This is a genomic window from Okeania sp. SIO3B5, from assembly GCF_010692555.1.
In the GTDB taxonomy this organism is placed as follows: Bacteria; Cyanobacteriota; Cyanobacteriia; order Cyanobacteriales; family Microcoleaceae; genus Okeania.
In genome coordinates, this window is sequence record NZ_JAAHHG010000190.1 from 1 (window position 1) to 17,347 (window position 17,347).

The following is a 17,347-nucleotide window of genomic DNA, read 5'->3' on the forward strand; positions in this document are numbered from 1 at the left end:
TTTTGAAACAGTCTGGCAGAAATGGAGTTGTGATTCTCCCTACTGCTTCGGGTAAAACATATTTGGCCCAACTGGCAATGCAGGCAACTCCCCGTAGTACTCTGGTAGTAGTACCTACCCTAGATTTGATGCACCAGTGGTACGCACATTTGAATGCAGCTTTTCCAGATGTGGAGGTGGGGTTACTTGGTGGGGGCTCTCGCGACAAAACACCAATTTTAGTAGCGACTTACGATAGTGCGACTATTCATGCGGAGGCGATCGGCAATAAATATGCTCTATTAGTTTTTGATGAATGTCACCACTTACCTACTGATTTTTATCGGGTAATTGCCGAATACGCGATCGCTCCTTATCGTCTAGGTTTGACAGCAACTCCTAACCGTTCTGATGGTCGTCATTCTGACCTAGATTATTTAATTGGACCTACTGTTTTTAGCAAGACTCCTGAAGAATTGGCAGGTGCCGCTTTAGCTGACCATAAAATTGTGCAAATAATGGTTAAACTTTCTGCACAAGAACGGGAAGAATATAACAAGTTAATGACAATTAGAAATGACTTTTTAAAGCAGGCAAATATTAAGTTAGGTGGGTTAAATGGTTGGAAAAATTTTGTTATAGCAAGTGCCCGTTCCAAGGCTGGACGTCGAGCAATGTTAGCCCATCGTCAAGCTAAAGAAATTGCTCTTGGTACTGATGGAAAATTACGAACTCTTGCTAATTTATTGGCTCAACATTTTCCCGAACGTACTTTAATTTTTACGGCTGATAATACAACAGTTTATCGGATTTCCCATGACTTTTTAATTCCGGCAATAACTCACCAAACTCCTGTGAAAGAAAGGCATGAAGTTTTAAGTAAATTTAGAACTGGCGAATATAAAACTCTTGTAGCTTCTCATGTTTTAAATGAAGGAGTTGATGTGCCAGATGCAAGGGTAGCAATTATTTTATCTGGTACTGGAAGTGAACGAGAATATATTCAAAGATTGGGTCGAGTTTTACGTCGAGGTAGCGATAAAAATAAGTTAGCAATTTTGTATGAAGTTGTTACGGAAAATACGAGTGAAGAACAAACTTCTCGCAGACGTAGAGGTAAAATTAGACCGAAAAAATCTCCTAAATATCAAGAACAAGAAGAGGCTAAAACAGAAGTTAAACCGTTAGAAATTGTGAAGCCAGAACCAATTTATGGAGTTAACAATTATGCTGCTAAACGTGCTGCCGAACCAGGTGCAAAATGGGGAAGCGATGAAAAAAATGATGAAAATGATTTGGAAAATAAATCAAAAATAGAAGACGATGAAGACGATGAAGACCTGGAATCAGAATTTAATGATGGTTTTAATATTGATGAGTTTTTCTGATTTTTGAGAATGAATAAAGCAAAAAAATAACTATAGCAATTCCATTTGTTTATTATAGGAACCGCCAGGTTAATTAAGACAATTAGTGCGAGCATCTTGCTCGCGTCATAATATCATTTTCGGTTAAATACTTATACTTTGGAGAAAGGAAGGCAGAGGGCAGAAGGCAGAAGGCAGAAGGGAAAGAAAGGTTCAAAGAGATAAGATTTTTTATAACTGATTATCCGTTAGCGCAGCTCCCCCGGAGGGGGAACATGATGTAAATCATTCATTACAATGCACCACCACAAAAATTGTATCTACTAACCTTATCAAACCACTAACTATTAATATTGAGATAACTTTTTTATCCTAAATAGTTTCAAACTTTAAATGTTAAATAATTTGGCATTGCTGAGGTGCGAGGTGAATATAAGTGTTGAAAATATCAGGAACGGGAAAGTATAAGGAACGGGCAAGATGTCCATTCCACAAAACTATTAAAATCCCAAGCGCATTTATGCAATGCCAATAATTTCCTGTACTGTAGGATTAAAGTTTTGAGCCTATAAAATCTTACTTTTGACTTTTGACTTATACTTTAGGATTATACTTTAGGATTAAAGTTTTGAGCGGATAAAATCTTACTTTTGACTTTTGAATTTTGAATTTTGAATTTTGAATTTTGAGCGGATAAAATCTTACTTTTGACTTTTGAATTTTGAATTTTGAATTAATAACTATGTTACCAATAAAATCTTACTTTTGACTTTTGAATTTTGAATTTTGAGCGGATAAAATCTTACTTTTAACTTTTAATTTTTAAATTTTGACTTATACTTTTGACTTTTGACTTTTGACTTTTAACTTTTAACTTAATAACTATGTTACCAATAAAATCTTACTTTTGACTTTTGACTTATACTTTTGAGCGGATAAAATCTTACTTTTGACTTTTGACTTTTGACTTTTGACTTTTGACTTATACTTTTAACTTAATAACTATGTTACCAACTGACTTACTTTCTCATCGCCAAACCGGAGAAACAATTATTCCTCAAAAACTCAAAATTGATGCTAAAAATTTAGCTATTGCCACAGAGATGATTAACTCTTTTGAAGAAACAGTAGGCAAAACTCAAGGAGAACTGGATAAACGTTTACAAGAAATTGAAGGAGATGACCCCAACTATCGCTTCAAAAGAGGATTAGCACATATGCTTAGAGGCAGTTTTTCTACCTTTGAAATTATCAGTCCTCTGGAACCAATAGAATTAAGAAAGCGTGTTTTTACTACAGCAGCAGAAGTTGTTCCTAGTATCCAATCAACAGAATTAACTCTCGAAAAATTAGCCGCACAAATGAGTCAAGAATTAAACCGAGAAGTTATGCCTGATGAGATTAAAAAAGGTCTCTATGCTGACTTACAAGAAAATAGAATTTTGACTCAATTTGATGCTCCTACATCAGAAGCTTTATTACATAGATATAATCTGTCTCAAGTGCAAGGTATTTTTTATAAAGCTAGTCATATTGAATTAAACGCTCATCGCAATGATCCAGGAGAATACAAACTCTTATTTAGGTATGTAAAATTATTTCAATTAATGACTTATATTGAAGGAGATGCTGATCATGGTTTTACCCTCACAATTGATGGGCCTTATAGTTTATTTAAACCCAGCACTCGTTACGGTTTAGCACTAGCAAAAATTTTACCCGCATTACTACACGTTACAAAATGGAGTTTACACGCAACTTTACAAAATCGTGACACCTATAGTGGAACTTGGAAAAAAGGTCGATTTAGCCTTAATTCTGATTGCGATTTAGTTAGTCATTATCCACCAGGAAAACCCTACGATAGTATGTTAGAAGCATCATTTGCAGAACGTTGGGCTAAGTTAAAAACCGAGTGGAAGTTAGAAAGAGAAGTTGATTTAATTCCAATTCCTGGTAGTGTAATGATTCCTGATTTTAGACTGGTACATCCCAATGGACAATCATATTTATTAGAAATAGTTGGATATTGGCGACCGGAATATTTAAAAAAGAAATTTTATCAGGTGCAAAGTGCTGAGTGTGATAATTTAATATTGGCAGTTTCTGAACGACTAAATTTGGAAAAAGCTGGTGTAAAAGTGAAAGATGTGCCAGTACCTATTGTCTGGTTTAAGGATAAGTTGTTACCTAAATCAGTCTTAGAAGTTTTGAACTCTATTTAATTTTTGATAATGGGTAATTGTTTATTAATTGATAATGGATAATGGATAATTGATAATTACCTCTGGCTAAAACCGCTCTTGATTGAAAATAAGGAAATATTATTTCTTTTTTTCCCCTTAAAAGGGGAGGCTTCAAGGCGCGAATTATTTAATTATTAATTATTAATTATTAATTATTCGATAATAGTTCAAAAAATATTGATTTTATACCAATTTTAAAAAAGAATGTTACGAATAGTAAGAGCAACAAAAAGACTTTACAAGAAATGTTCCTTTGAAAAAAAAAAGATGATTTACGCGTAAGCATTCAGCCGTCAGCCGTCAGCTATCAGCTATTAATTCATTGCCTTGAGGGGCAGGAATTAGTATCAAAAAATTTCAGGAGAATTATAAAGTATTGGAAAAAAACTGACCTTGACCTTAGCAGTGTATACACATTATCTCTGAAACAGCTAAAAGTTAACTGCTAATAGCTGAATGCCTACATTTACGCTCTAAAAAATGGTATGAAAGCCATTCATTCTGACTCCTGAGGACTGACTCCTAAGAAATATCCTAGCTATTTGTAGCAACCATTTATTAATTTGGTATTAGAGAGAAAAGTATACTTTTTTTACCGAAAAATTGTGGTTTAAAGCCTCCCCTTTTAAGGAGATAATAAAGAAAAAATTTCATTATTAGTCAATCCTCTTCTTTTCAAGGAGAGGTAATTATTCATTATTCATTATTCATTATTCATTATTCATTGTTGAACTACAACCTACCATCTAAAATTTTAAATAATTACCTGATTCAAGAAATTTAGATGACTACTAAAAAAATCACAATGAGTCAGATTATTAGATTAGTAATAACAACTTTATTCTGATTAATTTTTAGTTGATTTTTTATAAAAAAACCTCTAGGTTCAAGTCAAATTTATGATGATAATAGTCAATAAAAAGTCAATGATAAAAACTTTTTTATTTTCCACTACGACCTATTTGTAGTAATTGCTAAAAATCAAGGATACTTGGAATTTTTATGAGTATATAATTAATTTATTTTTATTAAATAAAATTATAGTTAAATTCTACTTTGCTTTGTTTAATTATTTCCTCTAATATATTACTCAAGTATCCTATTTATACAGCGTGCTTAAAACGTTCTCTCAAAATTGGCAGATTAATAATTTCTTCTATACAGTCTATATACTTATCGACTATTAAATTGACAGAGTATTGCTGTTCAGCCTTCTTTCTAATTTTTTGTAACAGTTTATCTGTATTTTCAGTTGCTTTAATTACGAAAGTTATGGGATACTTTTCTATTTTATCAATATCTAAGAAATACTTTTTAAAATCGGTTGTTTCAGTGACTTGAAAAAATCTACCTAATGGTTTCATTACAAAATCTATTCCGCCATCATTAGCATTAGTTCGCCCTGTTTTATAGAGTTTCAAATTTTCTTGTTGTATATCTTGCATATCAAAACCAAAAAATATAGTCTGTTCGTAGTAATAATATTTCAAAATGCTATAGCTAACTATCTGAAATAATCTAGCATCGACATTTGGTTGTAAAAGTTCAACGATAAAATCAACAGCCTCATTTTGATTTGCTTCTACTAATTTATTTATTTGTTCGCAAGAGTTTATGAAATTTTCAAAAGCATCAATTTTAGTCTCAATATACTTATCAATTATTTTAAGAATTATCGCTCCTAGATTGTAAATTTTATCTTCAGTTATACAAAGAAGTAAATTTTCATTAAACCAATACCGATTATTTGAAGATTCTCTGATAACAGGAATATAATCACAAGTAGGAAAATATTTTTTAAATTCTTGGTTTAATCTGTGATTCAAAGCATGGTTTTGTAATTTTTGCCCAAAAGGCAATTCTCTTTGTCGCCTTAAAAGTTCAGAATACTTGCTACCTTCATAGAAATTGTATTGACCACTTTCATCAAATCCTTTTTTTACATAATCCTCAACTAAAACATAAATTGCATACAAATTACCAAAAGAATTTCTGGCTTTTGATCCTCGATTAGCAGCTCTAGTTTTGACATTAATATATTGTAAAATAGGAGACATTGAATAGATTAATTCCGATCGATCTCTAAAAGCCTTCTTCAGAATGCTTTTGATTACTTGTGTAAACTCATGTTCCATCTAATCACCCATCATTAGATCCAAACTTAATTGAATAGCTTTATTCTTGAAAAAATTCTGATTATTTTGAGTTTCAGAAACCAAATCTAATCGTTCTAATCCTAATTTTACATACTCTTCTTCTATTTCTATACTGATAAATTTTCTACCCAATCTTTGAGCTACTACAGATGTTGTGAATGTTCCGGCAAATAAATCTAAAATTAAATTACCAGGATTACTACTAGCTTTAATAATTCTTTCCAATAAAGCTTCTGGTTTCTGAGTCGGATGATTTCTATACTCAGGCATTCTATATCTAACTCTGGGAATATACCAAACATTCCCAGGCACTTTTTGAGTATTATAAGGTGCTGGTTTTGCTTTGCGATAATCAATCAATTTACGCACTGCACCTGTTTTGGCTTCAACCATTATTTCTTCATAGTTGAATGTATAGTTATTGCGGTCTTTTACACCAAATAAAATAGGCTCGTATAACGAACCAAAGTATTTCTTTGCCTGAACTCCTGAACTATCATAATACCAAATAATTCGGGAAAGAATAGTGATTTTATCCCTTAAATGTATATCTAGATATGGCATATATTGTGTTGCTGCCATAATGTAAATACTACCTGTATTTTTCAATTTCCTCAAACATAAATCTATCCACTGATAACACCATTTTATATATTCATTATTAGAATCCCATTTGTTTTGTCTACCATTAAATTTCTTGCCAATATTATAAGGAGGATCGGCAAATATTAGATCGATACTACTATCTTTTACATAGCTGTCCAAAGCAGCGATCGCTTCTCCCCAGATAATTTGGTTTTCCTCAATTTGCCATACTTTCATTTGACCATTTTAGAATTTATTGACTGATCAAGTATACTGTAGCTTCTTAATATAATATTTGGTTGAATACTTATACTTTAGTGGAAGAAAGGCAGAAGGCAGAAGGCAGAAGGCAGAAGGGAAAGAAAGCTTCAAAGGGAGAAGGTTTTTTATAACTAATTATCCGAACATGATATAACACCTCATAGTTAAAACCCAATACATCCATACTCACCTAAGGTTAAACAATAAAATTAAAAATAAATACATACTGCCCAAATTTTGATTTACAAAAATTTGTTTATATACTATAGTAAGAGTTTTGGCAGATAAATATTCTCCACTCAAGGCCGATATGACGACGCAAAGTCGTAAAGGGCCTTCCAAGCGGAGGAGTATTAAAAAGTATGCTAACAGTATAATTACTTATTTAATTTTCTTACCCACAAGAAATTCATACACTTAGGTAGGAATTTACCGATTGGGATCGACAAAATCAATAGTTATCCTGTGACAACTATATAACAGAAATAAAAAACCGAAAGAGAATGGTATTCCTTAGTATTATAGGAGTAATCTTCAAAGGATAAATCTGTTAATAGAGGAAATTCAAATTATTATCTTCTGCTTCCTATACAAGCAGAATACTGCCAAATATTTATAGTTAATCCTGAAGGATATCTCCTTCAGAAAAGTTAACTAATATAAGTTCAATCAAAGTCTATTCACTATACAAAAAAGGAGGTAACGTCGTGAAAATCAAAACTCAATTACATACCGAAGCTGTAAAAAAAGCTTTACTTTCACTATCAGAAATGGAACTATATAATACTATTCATAATTGGCTTGAACTAATATCTCAAAAAGATGGGGAAACAGAATTATTAGATGAAATGCAGTTTGCTTTAGGTTATGAATTAGAGTCAGGAGAAACTCTACAATCTTATAGAAGTTGGGATGAATTGATGTATTGTGAACCGGACTGTGAAGATGTCTACTTAATAGCACCATCACCTTTGAAATTACACAAACATATAGATAAAATGGACTCACATTCTTTTTATCACAATATAATTTCTATTGCTGGAAAAGCTTATAGTGAAGGAGAAATGGGTTATCCACCAAATGCCTTTTGTGATGGGTATCAATTTATGGAAAACTTAGTTACTAGCATCAGAAAAAATCAACCTTGCCAAGAAAAAAATTATACTTCAGAAATTTTCAGAATTGTGAATCAAATTCCAAATAGTGAACAGTTTTTTCAAGTATCAGAACATTGGCGGACTTACAATGGAGATAAAGTAACTGATTTTGTGCTTTTGACCTCTAATTAGTAATTGCAGGAAGAAGAAATTCATTAATTGACAATTGATAATGGATAATGGATAATTACATCTGGCTAAAACCGAGAGGATTGAACATAAGGAAATATTATTTCTTTATTTTCCCCTTGAAAGGGGAGGCTAATAAAGCTGAATTATTTAATTATTAATTATTAATTATTAATTATTCGGTAAGTACATAAATAAGTTTGTTTATGGTATTTAGGATGGGTTATCTGATGTGATAATCCATATTCTTATTAACAATATTTCCGAAGAAAATTTGGGATAAACTTTCTCAAGCCTACTTACAGCAGTTTCCGAAGCTATGAGGTACAGTCGTTTTTATTCTTTTCTGTTCCCTGTTCCCTGTTCCCTGTTCCCTGTTCCCTCAAACCTAAAATTTTGTACCTCATAACAACGGAAAACGCTGTATAAATACTAAAAAGCTGACTACTTATACGCTTTGCTTTCCTAGGTCATGCTGCGCAAACAGCTAGAGGTACTGATAACTGATAACTGATAACTGATAACTGAAATGGCATTAACTATCAACGAACTATTTGATGAACAATTCTATTTAGAAACCTACCCAGAAGTGGCTGAAGCAATCGTCAATGGCACAGTAAGTGATGGCTTTTTCCATTTTATTCGGTTTGGTCAATTTGAAAGTCGCGATCCTAACGCTATTTTCAATACTGATTTCTATCTTGCTAATAACCCTGGAGTTGCTGCTGTTGTAGAACAAAATGTTTTGACACCTATAGAACACTTCATCAATTTTGGTCAATTTGAACAACGCGATCCCAGTACTTTATTAGACACCAGTTTTTATCTAAACCGTTACTCAGATGTTGGTGAAGCACTAGCAACTACCTCACTCACAGCAACAGAACACTTTCTCAATACTGGTCAATTTGAAGGACGGTTGCCACGTTTGTTATTCAGCGATATCTATGTATTTGGCGATAGTTTGTCTGATACAGGCAATGCTTTTGCAGCTACTGGCGGTCTGTTGCCACCCAGTCCTCCCTACTTTGAAGGTCGCATTAGCAACGGCCCTCTATGGATAGAAACTCTTGCACCACAATTAGAGTTAACATCTAACCCCAGTCTCAATTTTGCAGTAAATGGAGCCACCACAGGGTTTGTTAATGATACCAATAATCTATTGCCAGAAAGTACTCCCCCACTGTTAATTGGACTACAAACACAAATTGATAATTTTATTGCGGATACTCCAGAAACTGACCCTGATGCTTTGTATGTAGTGTGGGCCGGTGGAAATGATTATTTAGGCGGTAGCATCCAAGGTGTGCAGTCAAGTGTGGGTAATTTGTCAGTGGCAGTAAATAAGCTAGCAAGCATTGGAGCCAGAAATTTTCTGTTGCCAAATTTACCCGATCTAGGTTTGACTCCATTCGGACAGAGTTTACCGCCAGAACTACAACAGGGATTAAGCTTCTTAAGTGAAAGTCACAATAGTGGTTTAGCAGCAGCTTCCCAAATATTAGAGCAAGACCCAAGTATTAATATTATTAGCCCTGATTTTAGGAATACAATTGACGATATTATTGCTAACCCTACTGATTTTGGCTTTACGAATGTCACAGATAATTTCTTAGCTTCTGGAGCAATTAACCCCGATGATTTTTTATTCTTTGATGACATACATCCTACTACCAATGTTCATAGTTTTGTGGCAGATACAGCAATAAAATCCATTACAGAGATTTCAGAATTGGTTAGTATTTTGGAGGCTTCTGAAGGCTAATATCAAATCCGGTAGCATTGGTTTCAAGAATTTAGAATTTAGAATTTAGAATTTAGAATTTAGAATTTAGAATTTAGAATTACCGAATTACCGAATTATTAATTATTAATTATTAATTATTAATTATCCATTATCCATTATCCATTAATGAACTCTTCTTATAAGTTAAGAGGATTAGGAGTGGGAGCAGTGCCATAAGTATCAGGAGTAACTACAGTGAAGAGATGAAGAAAACTGCATTTATTCTAAAGGTATAAAATCTGCTTGTTGTACAATTTGTTGACCTTGGGTTGATAAAGCTAATTCTAGAAAATTTTTTACAGCTAAACTTGTTTGATTTGGTACTGCTAAAAACACACTACGACTCAGAGGATAGTTATCATTATTAAGAGTAGTTTGATCTACAGGTGAAATTCCGTTTATTGGTAAGATTTTAACGGTAGTTTGATTTTTTGCTTGAGCTACTGTGGTATAACTAATTCCATTATTTTTCAACTCTCGTAAAATTGGAGTTGTGACATCTCTTTGATATGTAATAAAATTTGAACTATCTGGAGCAAAAGATTCTCCTAACAATACAACATCTTGAAAGAAATTGTAACTGCCACTTTTGACAGAACGGTTGATAACTTTTATCGGTAAATCATCACCACCAACTTCTGACCAATTAACTATTTTTCCCTGATAAATATCTTTTAGTTGGTCTAATGTTAAACTTCCTTTGTAGGGATTATTAACTCCGACTACTACTGCTAAAGAATCTTTGGCAATAGGAATTAATTTAATGTTTGCTTGAGACTCTTCTGGTCGTAAAGTACGAGATATTGCTGCTATTTGTACTCTATTTTCTAGTAAATTTTTGATGCCTTGATTAGAGCCATTTGGTCTACCTTCAGGTACTCCATAAGTTATGGGAATATTAGGATATTTTTGTTCATAAGCATTTTCCATCAGCTTGATTAATTTAACCATAGTTACGCTACCATCCATTGCTAATATATTGGGATTTGGTAGAGAAACATCTAGATTAGATACGATTTGATTAGCTGCTTCAGCGATGCTTAATTTTGCTGATGAATTATTAACAATATTGTTGTTAGTATCTGATTGATTTTGATTTAATAAAAACCAGTATCCTCCTCCAGCTAGTAGGAAAAATAATAGTATAAAAAAAATTAGTGGTGGTGCATTATTTTTAGCCATGATTGTTTATAAAGGTAAGGCAGAGTTCAACAATTAATTAGGGCTTGCTGATTAAATATAAAAGCATTTACAGATAAAGCTTTTAGCCTTTTTGGGTCTGGAAAAAGTACCAGGTTTTTAGCTCTTGATGCTCAAAAAGTTAGGATTTTTGGGTGAGGAGGACAGAACAATCACTCTTGCTATTATGAACTATCACCTTCTCTATAACTCCCCTAACTCCTGACTCTTAACTATTCCCTCCATATCTATTCCCTATTCCCTGTTTCAGCAAAAAGGCTTTATTCAGCAAACCCTAATAATTAATAGTTAATAATTAATTATTAATTATTAACTAGACAGTGCAAAGTTCTTGGAATAACTATTGCTAGTTAAGGCTTTCAGCGATCTAAAGGTTAAAAACTCTTTCTTCAAAGTTGCAACTATTGTAAGCTCTTGCCAGTAATACTTTCAGTCTTCAAAGCCAATAGTTTTTTTGCATAACTTTGTGATCTCTAGTTATTAATTATTAATTATTAATTATTAATTATTAATTATTAATTAGCTAGTTAATATCCTTTAAACAACTTACATTTACCAATTTAAAATCTGGACAAGTTCGTTTAATTAAGCCAGTGAGAACTTTTCCCGGACCAATTTCTATAACTTTTTCTACTTTTTCTTTTTGCATCTCTAAAGATGTTTCACGCCACCGTACACCATTTGTCATTTGCCGCTCCAGACGTTGTTTTATTGTCGCTGCATCTGTAGTAGCAATTGGCTCAAAATTGGAAATCATGGGAATTTTTGCATCAGCAAATTTTACTGATTCTAATATTTGTTTAAATTCTGTAGATGCCGACTCCATTAAGTGAGAATGAAACGCCCCAGAAACATTTAATTTAACTGCACGTTTAACTTTAATTTTGCTGAGTAAAGTTTCGACTGCTTCTGGCGTACCAGATATAACAACTTGAGCTGAATTATTATCATTTGCCAGAACAACATCTGCGGTTTGCCGAAGTTCTTCTTCAAGCTTTTCTCGATTAAATCCCATTAAAGCTGCCATCTGTCCACCTGTGGCATTATTCATAAATTTGGCACGTTTTTCAACTAATTTTAGTCCTGTCTCAAAATCGAATACCCCAGCAATATAGAGAGCAACATATTCTCCTAAACTATGACCTGCAACAATATCTGGTTGAAAAGAATGAGCAAACATTTCATCTGCTAATAAGCTTTCTACTACATATAAACAGGGTTGAGTATAAAGAGTTTGAGATAATTTTTCTTTTTGGGTTTCACAAATTTCCGTAATAGACCAACCTAAAATTTCGTTAGCTTGCTCAAATTTTGCTTTAGCAGCAGGCAAGTCTAATAAATCTATTCCCATACCAATTTTTTGAGAACCTTGCCCTGGAAACACCCATGCTGTTTTTGTCATTTTGATATTAAAATTTTGCCTATGATTTGTGTCTAAAAGTTGTCAGTTATTCAGACCTGAAAGTATATAGTAGTCGAAGGAAAGGTGCTTGAAAGTTAAAAAATTTAAAGGTAAGCATTCAGCCGTCAGCTATCAGCCATCAGCTATTCCTTTTAGTTTACAATAAAAGCTTTATTAATTATCTTACTAGAAAAGTTGGCTCCCTTGTCCTTAAATTCTATATTAATTTAAACACTGTCCTATATGAGAGAGTCTTGTTGCTGTTTGCGCAGCATTCCGCAGGAAAAGCTGACTGCTAATAGCTGAATGCTTACGTTTAAAGCTCAGATAACGTCAGACTTTTCCTCCTATTCCCTATTCCCTACTACCTACTCCCTGTTTAATAAAAAATTCAATCAATTATTGCAGATAAATAATCAATTATTTGGGTACATCTCAATGGGTGAATAAAGCCAAAAATTTATCGCTTTTAGGGAACACCGGAGCTGGGAACACCGGAGCTGGGAATATATAGGAAAAAAGTATTTTTGCTTGCTATGAGATGCACCCAATTATTTCCCCTACTCCCTATTCCCTAATTCGGAGCTGCTTTCTCAAGAGCAGGTTTCCTCGCCATCCCTCAACCGCTTTTTTTTTCCTTAAAATTGGAGGCTTTAAACCAGAATTATTTAATTATTAATTATTAATTATTAATTATTAATTATTAATTATTAATTATTAATTATTAATTATTAATTATTGAAATGCCCCATTCAAAAATTGCTGCTCCCCAAGTTAAACCTGCTCCAAAACCAGAGGCCGCAATAATATCTCCCGGTTTAACTTTACCCTCTCTAACAGCTTCATCTAAAGCTATAGGTATAGAAGCAGCAGAAGTATTGCCATAATTTCTGAGATTACTAATAACTTTTTCTGAGGGAATTTTGAGTCTACTAGCAACAGAATCAAGAATTCTTTGGTTGGCTTGATGTAATAATAACCAGTCAATTTTCTCCGTACTCATATTAGCCTTAAATAATGCCTTTTCTATCACTTCCGGAACTTTTTGCACAGCAAAACGATAGACCTCTTTCCCATTCATAGTGACTGGTTGATAAGTACCTTGACTAACAGTTACTCCCTCAATTATTTGTTTTGCTTGGGGTTGATAAGAAAGATTTAAACAATTATTTTGACTACCATCACTGCGAAGTTCAAACCCAAAGAGTCGGTCCCGTTCTGAACCTTGCAAAATTACAGCACCAGCGCCATCTCCAAATAACACACAAGTGCCTCTATCTCGCCAGTCTACCCATCGGGATAAAACATCTGCCCCAATGAGCAAAACATTCTGGAACACTCCTGTACGGATAAATTGTCCCCCTGTGACTAGACCAAATAAAAATCCAGAACAAGCAGCAGTCAGATCGAAGGCCACTGCTTTCTGGGCACCCAATTCTGCTTGAATTTGACTGGCAGTGCCAAATAAATCATCTGGAGTAGATGTGGCCAAAATTATCAAATCAATATCTGTAGGAGTAATATTAGCTTGGGCGATCGCTGCTAGAGATGCTTTAGTCGCAAGGGTACATAGTGATTCTGTTGTATCTGCCAGTCGTCGATTACGAATCCCTGTACGAGTGCCGATCCATTCGTCAGAGGTCTCTACTATTTGGGATAACTGTTGGTTACTTAGGGAGACTGTTGGCGTAGCTGAACCGCTTCCTGTTATGGCAATACCGATATTTGTCATCTGTCAGTTTTTAAGCTCTTATTGGTTTTATCGTTACCGAATAATTAATAATTAATAATTAATAATTAATAATTAAATAATTCTGGTTTAAAGCCGACTCTTTTAAGGGGAAAAAAGCGGTCGAGGGATGGCGAGGTCTCGGAGCCATATCCAATTGACTAAGAGAAGAAATAATATTTTCTTATATTCAATCCCGTAACGGTTTTAACCAGAGGTAATTCTCAATTATCCATTATCAATTAATGAAGTTTCTACTAACTATTATTCAATGCTATTTACTCTAAATTTTATTGTTTCAAATTTTGCGTTTTTTTGACTCATTTTAATTTGATGATTGATAATTTATACTACCTTTTTTTACTCAATAATTTTGGTAGTTTATCATCACAGTTAATCAACCTAAAATATCTATAAAAATCACTGATTGCTGACTATTGATTTGTGATTTTCTGGTACATAGTTAGAATTAATTCGTTCAATCACTTTATTTTCTACTGCATCTCTTGCCGAACGAATTGCATTAGATATAGCGATAGCTTTAGAAGAACCATGACTAATAATACAAATTCCTCCTACTCCTAATAGTAATCCACCTCCATGTTCTACATGGTCTATTCTTTGCTTCATTCGTTTTAAATTAGGTCGTAATATTGCAGTACCTATTTTCCCACTCAGACCTGGCGTTAATTCTTCTTTCATCATTTGCAGTACAGCATCACCCACTGCCTCAGCAAATTTTAATAACACATTTCCAGCAAAGCCATCACAGACTATCACATCAAAACTGCCAGATAAAACATCCCGACCTTCTGCATTACCGATAAACTTAATTTGATTATTTTCTTGCAGTATTTGATGAGTCCTTACCGCCAAATCATTTCCTTTTGATGGCTCTTCCCCAATATTAAGTAGTCCCACTTTTGGCTCGGTAGTCCCCAGGACATATTCGCTATAAATTGTCCCCATAACTGCAAACTGTTCTAAAAATTTAGGACGGCAGTCTACATTTGCCCCAACATCAAGAATCAACACTGGTTTTTTAGGAACCATAGTTGGCAAAACTGCCCCAATTGCAGGGCGATCGATTCCTGGAAGTCGTCCCAAACGTAGTAAAGCGGAGGCCATGACTGCTCCTGAATGACCTGCAGATACCACAGCATCAGCCTCTTTTTGCTTGACTAACTTCATCGCCACGTTAATTGATGCTTTGGACTTACGTCGAATGGCAGTCAAAGGCTCTTCGTGCATTTCCACAATTTCCTCGGCGGGGACTATTTCTGGCAGAGGTTGATTTGACTTGTGATTAATACAGGCTTTTATTTGCTGAGGGTTGCCAACTAGCAATACTTTTACACCATAAGTTTCTTGTGCTTGTATTGCTCCCTCAACAATTTCTGATGGGGCATAGTCCCCACCCATAGCGTCGATTGCGATTCGTGTAGGTGTTATTACCATTGACCCAAGTTAGAGAAACCTTCAAGATTTTATCAGTTAATTGATATTTATTTACTTTTGAATGAATGACTTTTGAAAAATTACTCTCTCGGACATTAATTCAATTTATTACAGCAAAAAAATATTTTCTATAAACACACAAAATATACAAGATACAGTTTCATTAGTCGATTTACCGAGGTCTTAATTACTGATTTTTTTTGAATTAATAACTATCAATTTATTTGATTAGCTGCCTCTTGCAATTTTTCGACTATTTTTTTATTTTTTTGGCTACGGCTACCATATAACCTAGCACTAAAAACTTTGATTATTTCTAAGATATCTGTACCCAAATCTTCTTCTTCTGTAGATTCAGACAAGTGATTAATAATCACAATTTCTGTGCCAAAAATCTCACAAATTGTAAAGATTAGTTCCGAACCAAATCTTACTAAACGGTCTTTATTTGTTAATACTAAACGCTCTACTTTTTCTGAGCAGATCATTTTTATTAATCTTACTAATCCCCGTTTTCTATAGTTGATTCCTGAACCTAAATCTCGGATAATTTCTACTAGCCAACCCTGATTATTACAGTAGGCTTCTAGTACCATAATTTGTCTATCTAAATCGGCTGTTCGCTCAGAATTGGAAATGCAGGCATAACCAATAGTTTTACGTTCTCCAGCTCTTAGTCCAAGAAGAGTGGTAACATCATATCGGCGATGTCCATTTTTAGTTCTTTCTGATTGGATTTTGCCTTCACGTTCCCATCTTCTTAGAGTACTTTCTGCTACTCCAAGTAGTTCTGCGGCTTTCCCTATAGAAATTTTGCTCATTTTCAGAACTTAGGATATTTAATAAACAAGTTTAGCAAATAATTTAGTAAAATTTTGTAAACCTTTAATCTTTTATTTTATCAGTAATTTAAGTAAAAAATAATACAATGTACGGATGTCAGCAACATTTAGTTAAAAGTAGTCCAGAAGTAATGGCAACTATTGAGTACCTTTGCACAGAAGCCAATAAGCTTACTAACTGCGGGATTTACTATTGTCGTCAAATGCTGTTTAAAGCAGGACGCTTTCTGTCTAAAGCTGAACTAGATTTTGAGTTAAAAAGTAATCCGCATTTTAAGGCAATGCGTTCAGCTTGTGCCCAACAAACACTGCACTCTGTAATTGAGTCCTTCAACTCTTATGCAAAACTTGCCAAAATGTTTACTTTAGGTCAACTGACACAAAAACCAAAACCACCAAAATACCGTAAAAAAGATGGTTTAGCAGTTGTAAGTTATCCAGCGCGTTGGGTGAAGTTGGTGAATAAAATGCTTAAGTTTCCACTGGGTAAGCAAGTTAAAGCGTGGTTTGGTATTGACCATTTCTTGTTACCAATGCCCTTGAACCTAGACTTTAAGCAAGTAAAAGAATTTAGGTTTGTCCCTAGAAATAACTGCTTTTACCTAGAGTTTGTCTATGACCAACTAGAACCTAAAAAAGGCCAGCCAATAGCAGAAAATGTCTTAGGTATAGACCCAGGATTGAATAACTGGTTAACCTGTGTGAGTAATGTGGGAAAAGCTTTTATAGTTGATGGAAAAAAGGTTAAATCTCAAAATCAATGGTATAACAAACAAGTAGCCAAAATCAAAGCAGGTAAGCCTGGTGACTATTGGGATGATAAGTTAGCAGCTATTACTGAAAAGCGTAACCGTCAGATGCGGGATAATGTGAACAAAGCAGCCAGATTTGTTATCAACTGGTGCATTGAGCATCAAATAGGTGTGCGACTCGTTGGTTAGTCAAAAACTGCTGAAAAGCAGGTATATCTAGCCTTCTAGGTCACTACATGAAGTAAAACTTCGACCTGTGAAAACTCTTATATTCTTGAGGGTGAAATTCCCTCCGCCC

The 17,347-nt window shown here is 33.9% G+C and carries 12 protein-coding genes; 5 read left to right on the plus strand and 7 right to left on the minus strand.

The features are described from left to right. Positions 1 to 1,367: DEAD/DEAH box helicase (locus tag F6K54_RS22775; RefSeq protein ID WP_293082307.1), on the plus strand; the 1,367-nt coding region annotated here is incomplete at its 5' end. Between the two features lie 983 nt (positions 1,368 to 2,350). Beyond that, positions 2,351 to 3,571: a DUF790 family protein gene (locus F6K54_RS22780; protein ID WP_293082309.1), complete on the plus strand. Its 1,221-nt coding sequence runs from the start codon at positions 2,351 to 2,353 to the stop codon at positions 3,569 to 3,571. Between the two features lie 1,124 nt (positions 3,572 to 4,695). Here F6K54_RS22780 and F6K54_RS22785 read toward each other — a convergent pair. Next, positions 4,696 to 5,649, minus strand: a complete 954-nt coding sequence (locus F6K54_RS22785; RefSeq protein WP_293082312.1) for a restriction endonuclease — start codon at positions 5,647 to 5,649, stop codon at positions 4,696 to 4,698. Positions 5,650 to 5,727: 78 nt separating this feature from the next. Beyond that, a complete protein-coding gene (gene yhdJ, locus F6K54_RS22790; protein WP_293082313.1) occupies positions 5,728 to 6,570 on the minus strand; it encodes an adenine-specific DNA-methyltransferase in 843 nt (280 codons plus the stop codon). Positions 6,571 to 7,301: 731 nt separating this feature from the next. On the opposite strand from yhdJ, the gene F6K54_RS22795 reads away from it, so the two are divergent. Both F6K54_RS22795 and F6K54_RS22800 read left to right on the plus strand, forming a co-directional pair. Then, positions 7,302 to 7,883 (plus strand): hypothetical protein, encoded by a 582-nt coding sequence (locus F6K54_RS22795; RefSeq protein WP_293082316.1) that lies wholly within the window; start codon positions 7,302 to 7,304, stop codon positions 7,881 to 7,883. Positions 7,884 to 8,409: 526 nt separating this feature from the next. Further along, positions 8,410 to 9,645 carry an SGNH/GDSL hydrolase family protein gene (locus F6K54_RS22800; protein ID WP_293082318.1) on the plus strand — a complete coding sequence of 412 codons (1,236 nt, stop codon included), beginning with the start codon at positions 8,410 to 8,412 and terminating at the stop codon, positions 9,643 to 9,645. Between the two features lie 240 nt (positions 9,646 to 9,885). Here the strand turns inward: F6K54_RS22800 and F6K54_RS22805 are convergent, their stop codons facing one another. The 5 genes from F6K54_RS22805 to F6K54_RS22825 form a co-directional block, all read right to left on the minus strand. After that, positions 9,886 to 10,848 (minus strand): phosphate ABC transporter substrate-binding protein, encoded by a 963-nt coding sequence (locus F6K54_RS22805; protein ID WP_293082321.1) that lies wholly within the window; start codon positions 10,846 to 10,848, stop codon positions 9,886 to 9,888. 541 nt (positions 10,849 to 11,389) lie between these two features. After that, positions 11,390 to 12,268 carry an ACP S-malonyltransferase gene (gene fabD / locus F6K54_RS22810; RefSeq protein ID WP_293082324.1) on the minus strand — a complete coding sequence of 293 codons (879 nt, stop codon included), beginning with the start codon at positions 12,266 to 12,268 and terminating at the stop codon, positions 11,390 to 11,392. Positions 12,269 to 12,992: 724 nt separating this feature from the next. Then, positions 12,993 to 14,000, minus strand: coding sequence for a beta-ketoacyl-ACP synthase 3 (locus tag F6K54_RS22815; protein WP_293082326.1), 1,008 nt, complete (start codon positions 13,998 to 14,000; stop codon positions 12,993 to 12,995). A gap of 417 nt (positions 14,001 to 14,417) precedes the next feature. Continuing rightward, entirely contained in the window at positions 14,418 to 15,455 is a 1,038-nt protein-coding gene (plsX, locus tag F6K54_RS22820; protein WP_293082329.1) for a phosphate acyltransferase PlsX, read from the minus strand. 215 nt (positions 15,456 to 15,670) lie between these two features. Next, entirely contained in the window at positions 15,671 to 16,276 is a 606-nt protein-coding gene (locus F6K54_RS22825; protein ID WP_287518883.1) for an IS607 family transposase, read from the minus strand. 107 nt (positions 16,277 to 16,383) lie between these two features. On the opposite strand from F6K54_RS22825, the gene F6K54_RS22830 reads away from it, so the two are divergent. Then, the gene (locus F6K54_RS22830; RefSeq protein WP_293082345.1) at positions 16,384 to 17,238 is read left to right on the plus strand and encodes a transposase; all 855 of its coding nucleotides are present in this window, start codon (positions 16,384 to 16,386) and stop codon (positions 17,236 to 17,238) included. The last annotated feature ends 109 nt before the right edge of the window (positions 17,239 to 17,347 follow it).

Bases quoted from the DNA above. Each gene is read 5' to 3' on its own strand.
- F6K54_RS22780 (WP_293082309.1), top strand. From the start codon at position 2,351: ATGTTACCAACTGACTTACTTTCTCATCGCCAAACCGGAGAAACAATT.
- yhdJ (WP_293082313.1), bottom strand. From the start codon at position 6,570: ATGAAAGTATGGCAAATTGAGGAAAACCAAATTATCTGGGGAGAAGCG.
- F6K54_RS22830 (WP_293082345.1), top strand. From the start codon at position 16,384: ATGTACGGATGTCAGCAACATTTAGTTAAAAGTAGTCCAGAAGTAATG.
- F6K54_RS22800 (WP_293082318.1), top strand. From the start codon at position 8,410: ATGGCATTAACTATCAACGAACTATTTGATGAACAATTCTATTTAGAA.
- fabD (WP_293082324.1), bottom strand. From the start codon at position 12,268: ATGACAAAAACAGCATGGGTGTTTCCAGGGCAAGGTTCTCAAAAAATT.
- F6K54_RS22815 (WP_293082326.1), bottom strand. From the start codon at position 14,000: ATGACAAATATCGGTATTGCCATAACAGGAAGCGGTTCAGCTACGCCA.
- F6K54_RS22825 (WP_287518883.1), bottom strand. From the start codon at position 16,276: ATGAGCAAAATTTCTATAGGGAAAGCCGCAGAACTACTTGGAGTAGCA.
- F6K54_RS22785 (WP_293082312.1), bottom strand. From the start codon at position 5,649: ATGTCTCCTATTTTACAATATATTAATGTCAAAACTAGAGCTGCTAAT.
- plsX (WP_293082329.1), bottom strand. From the start codon at position 15,455: ATGGTAATAACACCTACACGAATCGCAATCGACGCTATGGGTGGGGAC.
- F6K54_RS22805 (WP_293082321.1), bottom strand. From the start codon at position 10,848: ATGGCTAAAAATAATGCACCACCACTAATTTTTTTTATACTATTATTT.